The following is a 12,684-nucleotide window of genomic DNA, read 5'->3' on the forward strand; positions in this document are numbered from 1 at the left end:
CGCACAGGGGCGCCCACACAGGGGCGCCCGCACACGTGAGCGCCCACACAGGGGCGCCAACGCGCAGGGGCGCCCACACACAGGGCCGCCGACGCGCAGGGGCGCCGACGCGCGGGGTTCCCGAATCTGACGGGCCGTCATATCGTCGACGGCGCCCACCAGTCCGTTCCGCACTCCGCGAGGAGACCCCGTGGGAGAGCCGTATCCGAAACTCGAGGCCGACGGCCTCACGCGCGTGTTCGGCCGCGCCCCGCACACGGTCGAGGCCCTCGGGCCGCTCGATCTCACCGTCGCCCCCGGCGAGTTCGTCTGTGTCGTCGGCCCCTCGGGCTGCGGCAAGTCCACCCTGCTGCGGATCGCCGCGGGCCTGCTCCGGCCGAGCGCCGGCACCCTGCTGATCCGCGCCACGACCCCCCGCCCGGCCGCCATGATCTTCCAGGACTACGGCATCTACGACTGGAAGACGGTCCGCGCGAACGTCCGCTTCGGCCTGGACGTCCAGCACGTCCCGCGCCGCGAGGCGAACGCCCGCGCCGACGACTGGCTGGCCCGGCTGGGCCTCGCGGACTTCACGCACGCCTATCCCGCGACGCTCTCCGGCGGCATGCGCCAACGGGTCGCCATCGCCCGCGCCCTGGCCGTCGAACCCGAGCTCCTCCTGATGGACGAGCCCTTCGCCGCCCTCGACGCCCAGTTGCGCACGATCCTCCAGGACGAGCTCCTCGACCTCACCCAGGCCACCCGCACGACCACCCTCTTCATCACGCACAGCCTGGAGGAGGCGCTCGTTCTCGGCGACCGCGTCCTGGTGATGTCCGCCCGTCCCGGCCGGATCATCGCCGAGCACCGCCCGCCGTTTCCGCGCCCGCGCACCGGCGACATCCGCTCCACGCCCGAGTTCACCGCCCTCAAGGGCGAGCTGTGGGAGCTGCTGCGCAAGGAGGCGGTGCCGGCATGACGACGGTCGCCCCGCACCGGAGCGAGTCGGTCCTGGTCCGCCGCCCCGGTCCCGAGGAACTGCACCCCGTACGCGCCCACCGCCGCCGCAGGGCCCTGGAGCTGTCGCTGGCGGCGGCCGTCCCGCTGGCCCTGCTCCTGCTCTGGCAGCTGGCCGCCACCCAGGCCTGGATCGACGACCGCGTCTACCCGGCCCCGTCGGCGATCCTGGCCGACGGCTGGGACCGTGCCGCGGCCGGCGACCTGTGGCCGGACGTGTGGGCGACGCTCCGGCGCGTCCTGGCCGGCTATGCGATCGGCACGGCGGCCGGCTACGCCCTGGGCCTGCTGATGGGCTCTTTGTCCCTGATCAGGGCGGCCCTCGAACCCCTGCTGGACGCCCTGTACGTCGTACCGAAACTGGCCCTCCTGCCGATCTTCCTGAACATGTTCGGTCTGGGGGAGGGCCCCCAGGTGGCGCTGGTGGCGGCGACCGTCTTCTTCTTCGTGTGGATCTCCACGATGTCGGCGGTGATCGCCATCCCCTCCGGCCACCGCGACGCGGGCCGCGTCTTCGGCGCCTCCCCGTGGCAGATGTTCCGCCATGTGCTGCTGCCGGCGTCGTTGCCGTCGGTCCTGGTGGGCGCGCGGATCGCGGCGGGCGTGGCGGTGCTGGTGATCGTCGCCTCGGAACAGATCGCCGCGACGAACGGTCTGGGGCATCTGATCTTCGACTCGCGCGCCCTGTTCCAGAACGACGTGATGTTCGTCGGCATCGTCTGCGTGGCCGCCCTGGGCGTGCTCTTCTCCGAACTGGTCCGCCTGGCCGGCCGTCTGCTCACCCCATGGGCGCCGAGAGACCGGGGACGGGGCCAGTCATGACCCGACGCGCGTACGGCATCGTCCTGCTCCTCGGCGCACTGCTCACGTCGGCCGCCTGCTCCTCCCCGTACGCCGACGACGCGGACGCGCGGGTTTCGGCAGAGGCACGCACCGTCAGACCGGTGGAAGGCTGCGGCGCGGCTTCCTGGACGGACCCGGCGAACCTCTCCCCCACCCGCTCCCCGGCCCGCTGCCGACCCGGCGCCCCGTCCCCTGTCCCCCTGCCGAAGACCCGCAAACTCACCATCGCCACGGGCACCCTGAGCGCGGAGTACGTCGCCCCGCTCCAGGTCGCCCTCGACAAGGGCGAGTTCGAGCGGGAGGGCCTGGACGTCACGCTCAAGGTGCTGCCCACACCCGACGCCCTGCCCCTCCTGGCCAAGGGGGACGTGGACGCCCTGTGGGCGGCTCCGGAGGCGGCGGTGATGAACGGCATCCGGGGCGGCTTCGACATCCGCTGGGTCGCGGGGAACTTCTCGCCCGACCCGGCCTCCCGCAGCGGCCTGTGGGTACGGCTGAAGGACGGCGAGACGGCGGCCGACGTGCGGATGGCCGACCGGAGCCTGGGCACGATGATCGGCAAGGGTTCGGTGATCGCGTACCCCATGGAGAAGGCCCTGGAGCCCCGCGGCGGCGGCCTCGACCGCATCCGCTACCAGCAGCTCGGCTCCGCCGACGTCCTCACCGCCCTCCAGAACGGCGGCGTCGACTCGGCCTGGCTGCTCGACCCGGTCTGGCGCAGGGTCGACGGCAAGCCCGGCTACGCCTTCCTCGGCGGCCAGCCCCTGGGCGAACCCCTGGGCGGCTTCCTCTACGGCCCCTCGCTCCTGGACGCCGACGTGGACGCGGGCGTGGCCCTGCTGCGGGCCTATCTGCGCACGGTGAACACGTACTTCGCCTCCGCCTACAAGACGGACCGGGGCTTCGTCACCTACCTGGCGAAACTCCTGAAGATCGACGAAGCCGTCCTGAGGTCCACGCCCGCCCTCCGCATGGACTGGGAGATCCGCGCAGGCACCACGGACCGCCTCCAGGCGGCCTATCGCGCCCAGGGCGTCACCACCGGCTCACCCCTCCCGGAGTCACGCACGGTGAACCGCCTCCTCTACGAGGAAGCAGTGGGCCACCGCCACTGACCACCGCCCCCACAAACACCGAGGGCCGGAACCCTTCCGGATTCCGGCCCTCGGCCTTCAGTAGCGGGGACAGGATTTGAACCTGCGACCTCTGGGTTATGAGCCCAGCGAGCTACCGAGCTGCTCCACCCCGCGTCGATGAATGCAACGTTACGTGAAGGACGCACACGGAGGCAAATCGATTAACCAGCACCTGATCAGCCCAGGCCAGGACCCACCCCAGAGGCACACCAGCCAGGGGGTGCAGGGGCGCAGCCCCGCAGGGGGTGCAGGGGCGCAGCCCCGCAGGGGGTGCAGGGGCGCAGCCCCGCAGGGGGTGCAGGGGCGCAGCTCCGCCCGGGGTCCAGGGGGCGGAGCCCCCGGCGGGGTCGAAGGGGCGGAGCCCCTGGGGATGGGAAGGGTAAGGGCGGCGGGGGCGGAAAACGCGGCGGCAACCGCGACGCCGGGTCCGCTCACCCCCGGCCACCCCTCACGCAGCCACCCTCACGCCGACAACTCCTCCCGCAGAGCGTCCCGCAACCGAGCCGCCCGCTCCGCGACCTCCTCCGGCCCCAGAGACACCGCCCGGTCCGCCCACCGCTGCCCTTCCGCCAGCTCACCCCGACGCGCGTAGACCAGGGCCAGCCGCAGCGCCGCCCGCCCGTGCCCCGCGTCAGCGGCCCGCGTCCACCACACAGCCGCCTCCGGCTCGCTGCCCTCCCGCGCCAGCAGCAGCCCCAGGTTGAAGGCCCCGTTCCGCGACCCGGCCTCCGCGGCCTCCCGGTACCACCGCGCCGCCTCCACCACATCGCCCCGCGCGGCGGCCAGCATGCCCACCCGCACCTGCGCCCGCCGATGCCCCTGGGACGCCGCCCGCTCGTACCACTCCTCGCACTCGGTCTTCTCGTGCACGGACTCCCCGAGCTCGTGCGCGGGCGCCGGCGGGCGCCGCGCGTCGAGCACGGCCGCCAGCCGGTACGCCGCCTCCGCGCTCCCCCCGCCGGCGGCGCACCGCAGATGCCGTTCGGCCTCCAGCTCGTCCCCGTCCCGCAGCCGCGCCATGCCGACCTGCAACGCGGCTTCCGTGTGCCCGGCGGCCGCCGCCCGCTCGTACCAGCGCAGCGCTACAACCTCCTCGCCCCGTCCCGCGAACAGGATCCCCAGGTTGAACGCGGCGTCCACGCTCCCCGCCTCCGCGGCCTTGGAGAACCACGGCTCGGCCCCGGCCGTGTCCCCGCCCTGCAGCAGCAGGATGGCGAGCGCGTTGGCGGCCTCCCGGTGCCCGGCGTACGCGGCCCGCCGGTACCACTGTTCGGCCTGCGCGGTGCGGCCCTGCTCGGCGCAGAGCAGCCCGAGGTTGTAGGCGCCGTTGTCGTCGCCGGCGTCCATCGCGGCCCGGTACCAGCGCTCGGCGGTCTGGGTCTGGCCCCGCTCGGCGTACAGCGCGCCCAGCGCGTTCGCCGCGTTGCCGTCGCCGTCCTGCGCGGCCCGCAGCCACCAGATGGCGGCGTTCTCGGTGTCGCCGGCGTCGCGCAGCAGGAACCCGAGCGCGCAGGCGGCCCGCGGCTCGCCGTCCTTGGCGGACGTCAGGTACCAGCGCCCGGCCTCCTTGAGGTCACCCCGCTTCTCCAGGATCGCCCCGAGGTGCAGCGCGGCCCGCCGGTGTCCGCGCGCGGCGGCCTGTCTGTACCACTGCTCGGCCTCCGCCGAGGCGGAGACACCGCTGTCCGCGACACCCTTGCCGCCGTCGGCGGCTTGCGCCCCTCGCCGGTCCAGCGCGCGCGCCAGCCGGTACGCCGCCTCCCGGTGCCCCCGCTCGGCCGCGGCCCGCATCCACCGCTCGGCCGCGCCGTCCCCGCGGTGCTCCAGCAGGTCGGCGAGGGCGTAGGCGCCCAGCACGTGTCCCTGTTCGGCGGACTGGCGCAGCCAGTACTCGGCGGCGGGCTCGTCCCCGCGCTCACGGTGGTGGCGGCCCAGTGCGTGCGCGGCGGCCGCGGAGCCGGCGACGGCGGCGACCCGCCACCATCCGGCGGCCTCGTCGGCGTAGCCCCGCTGGTGGAGGAGGACGCCCAGGTTGTTGGCGGCGGCCCGGTCGCCGGCCGCGGTGGCGGCACGCAGATGGGGCTCGGCACCGTCGAGATCGCCGCGGCGCAGCAGCATGGCCCCGAGGACGCTCATCGCCTCGACGTCGCCGGCCTCGGCGGCGAGTCGCTGTCGTGCCTCCTCGACGGCCTCCCCCGTCTCGTCCCGGTTCTCGTCCCGACTCTCGTCGTTGTCCTCCGGAGTCTGGTCCGGGGTCGCTTCCTCACCGGAAGGCTGCACAAATCGCCCTGTCTCGAACAGAGTTGCCTTGTCCCCCATAACGTCCATCGTCGCACCACCTGCAACCCGGGTACACCTGGTATACCGCAGCCCGTAAGGTCACTTCAGCGTTTTGTCGACTTGCCCACAGAGAGACAAGTCAAACACAGTTCCCCCAACTCCCGGAGGCGGCACGTCGATCCGGGCCCCGAGCACATGCGTTCGCACACCACGAAGGCCCGGATCCCTTTTCAGGATCCGGGCCTTCGCCTTCAGTAGCGGGGACAGGATTTGAACCTGCGACCTCTGGGTTATGAGCCCAGCGAGCTACCGAGCTGCTCCACCCCGCGCCGTGTTTCGTAACCGTACCACGGCGCGGGCGGGGCTTGTTGATCAGCCGCTGGGACTACTGCTGGGACTGGGGCTGCTGCTCGGTTTGCCGCTCGCACGCGGACTGGTGCTCGGACTCGGGCTGCTGGTGGCCTTGCCGCCGCTGCTGCCACTGCCGCCGCTCTTGTCCGCCTCGGCCTGCGCCTCCTGGGCCCGCTGCAGCGCGGCCTCGAGGTCCTTCTGCGCCTTGGCGTACGCCTCCCAGTCGGGCTTCTTCAGCGCTTCCTGGCCGGCGGTGAAGGCCTCCTGGGCGTCCTTCAACGCCTCCTGGACCGTCGGGTTGGTGGATGTCGGCGGCGGGGTGGTGGTGCCCCCGTCGTCCGGCGGCGTCGGATTCGTGGCCTCCGCTCCGAAGACCTTGTTGAGGGCCTCGTCGAGGGTGTCCTCGAAGGCGGTGTTGCCTCCGTAGGTCACCAACACCTTGCGCAGCAGCGGGTACTTGAGGCCGCCACCGCGGACGTAGACCGGCTCCACGTAGAGCAGTCCTCCGTCGAGCGGCACCGTCAGCAGGTTGCCGTACTCGACCTCCGAGTCGCCGCCCTTCAGCAGCCTGATGGATTCGGCGATGTCCTGTTCGGAGTTGAACTGGCTCTGGACCTGTTTGGGTCCGTCGACGGTCGTACTCGTCGGCAGTTTCAGCACTCTGATCTTGCCGTAGCCGGGCGTGCCGGCCTCGGAGTCGACCGACATGAACGCACTGAGGTTGTCCCGGCCGTTGGGCGTGAACGTCGTCGTCAGCGAGAACGACTGTGCCGTCTGGTCGGGCATCTTCATGCTCAGGTAGTACGGCGGCACCGCGTCGCCCGACTGGTTGGTCGGGTCGTTCGGCACCTGCCACACCTCGCTGCCGCTGAGGAACGTCGTCGCGTCCTTCACGTGGTAGCGGGTGAGCAGTTCGCGCTGGACCTTGAACAGGTCCTGCGGGTACCGGAGATGGGCCATCAGATCGGCGGAGATCGCCGACTTCTTCTCCACCGTGCCCGGGAACGCCTTCATCCAGGTCTTCAGGACCGGGTCCTGGGTGTCCCACTGGTAGAGCTTGACCTCGCCGGTGTACGCGTCGACGGTCGCCTTCACCGAGTTGCGGATGTAGTTGACCTGGTTCTGCTGGGCCACCACCGTGCGGTTGTCGTTGGTGGCGGTCAGCGAGTCGGCCGTCGTGTCGCCGAGGGTCGTACGGGAGGCGTACGGGTAGCCGTTGGTGGTCGTGTACGCGTCGACGATCCACTGGATCTTGTGGCCCACGACCGCCGGGTAGGCGTCGCCGTCGATGGTCAGCCACGGGGCGACCGCCTCGACGCGCTCCTTCGGCGTGCGGTTGTACAGGATCCGCGAGCCCTCGCCGATCGCGCCGGAGTACAGGATCTGCGGCTCGCCGAACGCCGCCGCGTACGCTGCCCGGTTGACCGGATTGGAGAGGTTGACCCCGCTCTTGCCCGTGTAGGTGGTGGTCTTCTCGCCGTCGTCGTCGGAGTAGTCGATCTCCTTCTGGGGACCGCCGACGATCGAGTACGTGGTCGTCTTCTCGCCGTAGTAGATCCGCTGCTGGTACTGCCCGAGGACACCCTGCGACGGCAGGTTCGACTCGGTGAAGGCCGGGCGGCCCTCGGGGTCGGCGGTGGTGCCCTTGGCGGCGACCACGCCGTAGCCGTGGGTGTAACGGAAGTGGTTGTTGATCCAGTTCTGCTTGTCCACGCCCGCGAGGTTCAGCTCGCGCAGACCGATGACCGTGTCCTGGTCGGCGCCGTTCACGCTGTAGCGGTCGACGTCCAGGTTGTTCGGGAAGGCGTAGTACTTCCGCATCTGCTGGAGCTGCTGGAACGTCGGCGAGACGATGTTCGGGTCCATGATGCGGATGCTCGCCGTGGCGTCGACGTCGTCGCGCAGCTTCGTCTTGTCCTCGGTCTTGCTCGTCCCCGAGTACTCGGTGACCTGGGCGTCGTCGATGCCGTAGGCCTCACGCGTCGCCTTCAGGTTCTTCTCGACGTACGGCGCTTCCTTGGCCTGCTCGTTCGGCTGGACCTGGAACTTCTGGACGATCGCCGGGTAGAGGCCGCCGATGAGGATCGCGGACAGCACCATCAGGCCGAAGCCGATCACCGGGAGCTGCCAGGTGCGACGCCACAGGGTGGCGAAGAACAGCAGGGCGCAGATGACGGCGATGCAGAACAGGATCGTCTTGGCCGGCAGGTAGGCGTTGGCGTCGACGTACCTCAGACCGGTCCAGTTGTCGGTGGCCTTGAAGTCGCTGGACTTCACCGCCAGGCCGTACCGGTCGAGCCAGTACGCGACCGCCTTCAGCGCGACGAAGATCCCCAGCAGCACCGACAGGTGCCCGGTGGCCGCGGCCGTGGCACGGGCGCCGGGGCTGGTGACGCGCAGCCCGCCGTACAGGTAGTGGGTGAGCGCGGCGGCGATCAGGGAGAGGATCGTGGCGGCGAAGCCGAAGCCGAGCAGGAACCGGTACCAGGGCAGGTCGAAGGCGTAGAAGGAGACGTCGAGGTGGAACTGCGGGTCCTTCTGACCGAAGGGCACGCCGTTGACCCACATCAGCCAGGTCCGCCACTGCCCCGAGGCCGAGGCGCCGGCGATCAGCCCGACCAGGGCGGTGATCCCGAACAGCAGCCACTTCTTGTACGGCGCGATGCCCATGCGGTAGCGGTCGAGGCTCTGCTGCTCCATCGACATGGCGCTCAGCGGCGGACGCAGCCGGTGGGCCAGCCAGATGTTGAAGCCGACGGCGACGGCCATCAGCAGGCCGAAGACGAAGAAGAGCCCGATCTTGGTCCACAGGGTGGTGGTGAACACCGACGAGTAGTTCACGGACCGGTACCAGAGCCAGTCCGTCCAGAACCCGGCGAACATCGTGAACGCCATGCCGAGGACGGCAAGGACGCCCAGTGTCATGAGCAGGGTCCGGACGCGCCGGGACGGGCGGCCCACTCTGATCCGCGGCCCCGTCGGGCCTCCGCCGCGGTCCGGCATCTGGAAAGCCAAGGTGCGCACCTCGAAAGTCGCTGTTGATCCGTCAGGCCCGCGTGTTCGTGGACCGTGGGCGGCCCCCCGTGATCGTGGGCCCCCACCTATGCAACTTACTCACCGTTTACTCGGTTCCCGATTCCGGCCGGGAACGAGGCAGGATTGTGACCATGTCCAACACTCCCATGGCAGCGAACCCGCTCACCCGGGCCGTGCTCGAGATCGACGAGTACGCCTCCGGCCTCGGCTGGGACCAGCCCGCCCGCCTCTTCGCCCTCGTAGACACCGCACGACTGCGGGCTCAGGAACCTTCGCTCGCCGCCCAGCTCGGTCTGCAGGACGAGCCCGAGACCACCGGTCTCACCCCGATCGAGCAGGACGAAGTGCCAACGGACAAGCCGCTCGACGAGTTCCTGGCCACGATCGCCTGGCCCGACGCGGTCACCGGCTGCGCCCTCACCGTGGAGCGCCTGATGCTGCCCCCGTCCGCCGAGGCCCAGGTCCCGCAGGGCCTCAGCGAGGCGAAGCTGGCGAAGTGGGTGGCGGACCACCCCGACCGCCAGGAGGTCCGGATGACGGTCGCGGTCCTGCGGGACGGCAGCCGCGAGTCGGCGCTGCGGCTGCGTGAGAAGGACGCTCCGACGGAGGTCCTCACGGGCGGGGACCTGGTCCCGGGCCTGGCGGAGGCGCTGTCGGCGACGTTCGAGGAGTAACCCGGGCGGCTACTTCGTGGTGCACTTCGGCAGGTCGGCCGTGTCGCCGCTGCGGATGTCCTTCAGGGCGCCGAGGGCGTCCTCGATGGTGTTCACCTTGACGAGCGTGAGCCCGCTCGGGGTGTCCTCGGCAGCGGCGGCGCAGTTGTCGGCGGGCGTGAGGAAGTACTGGGCGCCCTTGTCGCGGGCGCCGACGGTCTTCATCTCCACGCCGCCGATCGGCCCGACCTTGCCGGCGTCGTCGATGGTCCCGGTGCCGGCGACGAACTTGCCGCCGGTCAGGCTGCCCGGGGTGAGCTTGTCGTAGATGCCGAGGGCGAACATCAGACCGGCGCTCGGCCCGCCCACGTCGGCGAGCTTGATGTCGATGTGGAACGGGAACGTGTGGTCGGTCCCGGCGGAGATCCCGACGATGGCCCGCTTCTCGCCGCTGTCGTCGGAGGTCGCGGTGGTGATCTTGACGTCCTGGGTCCTGGTCGCCGTCCGGTTCGCCTTCTCGGCGGCGGCCTGCTCCTTCGCCGGCACGATCGTGAAGACGACGTCCTCGCCGGGCTTGTGCTTGGTCACCAGCTTGGCGACGTCGGCCGGCTCCTTCACCGCCGTACCGTCCACGGCCTTGATCACGTCACCGGCGTGCAGCCGGTCCTCGGCGGGCGAGTCCTTCACCACGGTCGAGACGATCACCCAGGACTTCACCGGGATGTCCAGTTCCTTCAGGGCGGCGACCTTGGCGCTCTCCTGGGACTGGCTGAACTCCTCGGCGTTCTCCTGGGTGGACTCCTCCTCGGTCTTGCCGTCGGGGTACAGCGTGTCGTGCGGTACGACCTTGTTGTCGTGCGCGAGCCATCCGTAGACGGCCTCGACGAGGTTCATCCGGTAGTCGGCGCTGGTGACCCGCACGGTGGTCATGTTGAGGTGGCCGCTCGTGGCGTAGGTCTTCCGCCCGGAGATCTGCAGCACCGGCTCGCCGCCGTGTTCACCGAGGGTGTTCACCGTGGGCCCCGGGGACATCTCCGCATACGGCACGGGGATGAGTACTCCCGCGCACAGGAGCGCGATCAGCATCAGGGTGGAGGCGAGCATCGTCGCGGTGCGGCGTGGCATGCTTCGACAGTACGGGACGCTTCTGTCGGCGCACCGTCAGGGCCACCACGCCAGGGCGACCGCCCGGGTGCCGTACATCGAGCACCTCACGCAGTCCCGCACCTCAGGTACCGGAGTGCGACCTCTCCATGGCCGCGCGGAACCTGGCGTACCCGTCCAGCTCGGGACCGTCGCCGCGGACCCTGCGGGTCCGGTTGGCCCAACTTCCCCACAGACCGGCACCGATCGCAGCCACCAGCGGAATGAGCAACCAGGCGAGCGCCGCCATGCCGACCTCCCAACCCCAATCGAGCGACCGCAACTGACTGATCAGCAGATTAACCATCCGCACTGACAACGCTCACGCCAGGGGTGCGGTTACGCAACCGGAGCCCGCTGGAGGACGAGGCCCGTCACTCTCCAGTCGCCACTCAGCAGGCTCCGACCCACTCCTCGGTCCCGTCCGAGAACTTCTGGTGCTTCCAGATGGGCACTTCGTGCTTGAGGTCGTCGATCAGCTTCCGGCAGGCCTCGAAGGCCTCCCCGCGGTGCGGACACGACACGGCGACGACGACCGCGAGATCCCCCACCCCCAGGTCCCCCACACGATGCACGGCCGCGAGCGCCCGCACCGGGTATTCGGCGACCACCTTCTCCGCGATCCGCCGCATCTCCGCCTCGGCGGTGGGATGGCAGGAGTACCCGAGCGCGTCGACGTCGGCACCCCCGTCGTGGTTCCGCACCGTCCCCACGAACAGCGCCGTCCCACCGGCCGCGTCGTCCCCGACGGCCGTGAAGACCTCGTCCAGGGAGAGCGCGGTCTCCCGGATCGCGATCAACTTGATGGGGTCCTGCGCCGCCTGCTCACCGGGATGATCATTACTGGGTGCCATACCTTCATCGTGCCGTACACCGGCAACGAGCGGGAACAGCGTCATCCTCCGGCACACACGCGTGCCCGTGCGGAGCCCCCTGGAGAGGCGCTTCCCGACCGGAGGTGCGACTCGGCGGGAAGACCGGCGGGGGCAAGCCCGGGGCGGGCCGGCCGCCACCGGCCCCTCCTTACCTCCGCCGAGCCTTCCGAGCCCTGCGCACCACAGCCGCCGCGCCCAGCAGAGCGACCGTCGCTCCCGCGGCCCCCGCCGCCGTCGCGTCCTTGCGCCCCAGCCGCCGTCCGGCCACCGTGTGCCGCCCGGACACCTCCTCCAACAGCTCCGCGAGCACCTCCTCATTGGTCCATCGCGGCCGCCACCCGGCATCATGCAGCCGGCTCCCGCTCACCACCCACGGGTACATCGTGTACGCGAGATCCCCCGCCGGGGACGGCGTGAGCCCGATGCGGTGCAGCCGAGCGGCGGCGCCCAGCGCGACCGCCGACGGCAGCTCCATCCGCCGGATCCCGCTGAGCTCCTCGACCTCCTCCTGCTCCAGCCACCCGTCGCACCCCACGGCCAGCTCCCCGTCGACCTTCTCCAGGACGGCGTACTCCAGAGCACCGCACAGGTCCTCGACGTGGCAGAACTGCCAGGCCGGCCGGGAACCGGCGACGACGAGCAGCCGGGGCGACTCGAAGTACCGGGTCAGCGCGGTGTCGGTGCCGCCGACCAGCACCGCGGGCCGCACCACGGTGACGTTGAGCCCCGGATGCGCCCGCGGGGCGCGCCGGGCCAGCCGTTCGATCTCCAGGAGGTCCCCGACCCCGGTCGCCTCGGCCGTCGCCTTCAGTTCCGCGTCCTCCGACAGCGGCAGTTCGTTGTCGGGCAGCGCGCCGTAGACCATGGCGGAGGTGCACAGCACCACACGGTGCACTCCGGCCGCCGCCGCGGCGGTCAGCACGGTCTGCGTTCCGCGCACGTTGTAGGCCGTTCGGGCGGCGCTGTCACTCCCCAGGTCGAGGTCGAGCGCGAGGTGGACCACCACGTCCGCGCCGCGCAGCTTGTCGGCGATCGCCGGGTCCCGGACGTCGAGGATGTGCCACTGTGCCGCGTCGCACTCGCCCCGCCGCTCGTCGATGGCGACGACCTGCTTGATCTCGTCCGACGCGGCGAGCCGCTCGGTGAGCAGCGCGCCCACCCCGGTCGCGGCGCCGGTGACGGCGACGACAGGCCCGCGCCCACCGGCCGGGGTTGAGTGGTTTCGCGCTGCGCGAACCTGCGGATCTGGGGAACTCACCAGGTGTCTCCAGCGGTTGTTTTCCATACGGGCGCGAGTGACGCGTACGTACCAGGTGGCATCCATCCTGCCGCAGGCCGAGAGTCGGCGAAGCACCGAGGCCCGATCGAGCC

Annotated in this window: 9 protein-coding genes and 2 tRNA genes; 4 read left to right on the forward strand and 7 right to left on the reverse strand. The window is 71.0% G+C overall.

Features of this window, described 5'->3' with window-relative positions; translation table 11 throughout:
* The first annotated feature begins 190 nt into the window (after nt 1–190).
* Genes ACPT94_RS05210 through ACPT94_RS05220 form a run of 3 tightly spaced genes read left to right on the forward strand, consistent with a single transcriptional unit; the run spans nt 191 to nt 2,954 of the window.
* Complete coding sequence (locus ACPT94_RS05210; RefSeq protein WP_425245224.1) at nt 191–958, forward strand: ABC transporter ATP-binding protein; 768 nt, start codon at nt 191–193, stop codon at nt 956–958.
* Nucleotides 955–1,818 (forward strand): ABC transporter permease, encoded by an 864-nt coding sequence (locus tag ACPT94_RS05215; RefSeq protein ID WP_425245225.1) that lies wholly within the window; start codon nt 955–957, stop codon nt 1,816–1,818. Before ACPT94_RS05210 ends, ACPT94_RS05215 begins: the two co-directional genes overlap by 4 nt.
* Nucleotides 1,815–2,954, forward strand: coding sequence for an ABC transporter substrate-binding protein (locus tag ACPT94_RS05220; protein ID WP_425245226.1), 1,140 nt, complete (start codon nt 1,815–1,817; stop codon nt 2,952–2,954). The genes ACPT94_RS05215 and ACPT94_RS05220 overlap by 4 nt, the downstream gene beginning before the upstream one ends.
* 61 nt (nt 2,955–3,015) lie before the next feature.
* On the opposite strand, the gene ACPT94_RS05225 is transcribed toward ACPT94_RS05220, so the two are convergent.
* From ACPT94_RS05225 to ACPT94_RS05240, 4 genes are all read right to left on the reverse strand, one after another.
* Nucleotides 3,016–3,089: transfer RNA gene (locus ACPT94_RS05225), tRNA-Met, on the reverse strand.
* 348 nt (nt 3,090–3,437) lie between these two features.
* Nucleotides 3,438–5,303, reverse strand: coding sequence for a tetratricopeptide repeat protein (locus ACPT94_RS05230; RefSeq protein ID WP_360336055.1), 1,866 nt, complete (start codon nt 5,301–5,303; stop codon nt 3,438–3,440).
* A gap of 207 nt (nt 5,304–5,510) precedes the next feature.
* Nucleotides 5,511–5,584 (reverse strand) — tRNA-Met (locus tag ACPT94_RS05235).
* Nucleotides 5,585–5,627: 43 nt separating this feature from the next.
* On the reverse strand, nt 5,628–8,609 hold the full coding sequence (locus ACPT94_RS05240; protein ID WP_425245324.1) for a UPF0182 family membrane protein: 2,982 nt from the start codon (nt 8,607–8,609) through the stop codon (nt 5,628–5,630).
* A 164-nt stretch (nt 8,610–8,773) separates the two neighbouring features.
* Between ACPT94_RS05240 and ACPT94_RS05245 the strand changes: the two genes are divergently transcribed.
* Nucleotides 8,774–9,316 carry a PPA1309 family protein gene (locus ACPT94_RS05245; protein ID WP_360336057.1) on the forward strand — a complete coding sequence of 181 codons (543 nt, stop codon included), beginning with the start codon at nt 8,774–8,776 and terminating at the stop codon, nt 9,314–9,316.
* 9 nt (nt 9,317–9,325) lie between these two features.
* Here the strand turns inward: ACPT94_RS05245 and ACPT94_RS05250 are convergent, their stop codons facing one another.
* From ACPT94_RS05250 to ACPT94_RS05260, 3 genes are all read right to left on the reverse strand, one after another.
* Complete coding sequence (locus tag ACPT94_RS05250; RefSeq protein WP_360336059.1) at nt 9,326–10,420, reverse strand: YlbL family protein; 1,095 nt, start codon at nt 10,418–10,420, stop codon at nt 9,326–9,328.
* Between the two features lie 410 nt (nt 10,421–10,830).
* A complete protein-coding gene (locus tag ACPT94_RS05255; RefSeq protein WP_360336060.1) occupies nt 10,831–11,292 on the reverse strand; it encodes a molybdenum cofactor biosynthesis protein MoaE in 462 nt (153 codons plus the stop codon).
* A gap of 169 nt (nt 11,293–11,461) precedes the next feature.
* The gene (locus ACPT94_RS05260; protein WP_360336062.1) at nt 11,462–12,571 is read right to left on the reverse strand and encodes an SDR family oxidoreductase; all 1,110 of its coding nucleotides are present in this window, start codon (nt 12,569–12,571) and stop codon (nt 11,462–11,464) included.
* Nucleotides 12,572–12,684: the final 113 nt, after the last annotated feature.

The organism is Streptomyces aurantiaciflavus (assembly GCF_049808595.1).
GTDB lineage: Bacteria > Actinomycetota > Actinomycetes > Streptomycetales > Streptomycetaceae > Streptomyces.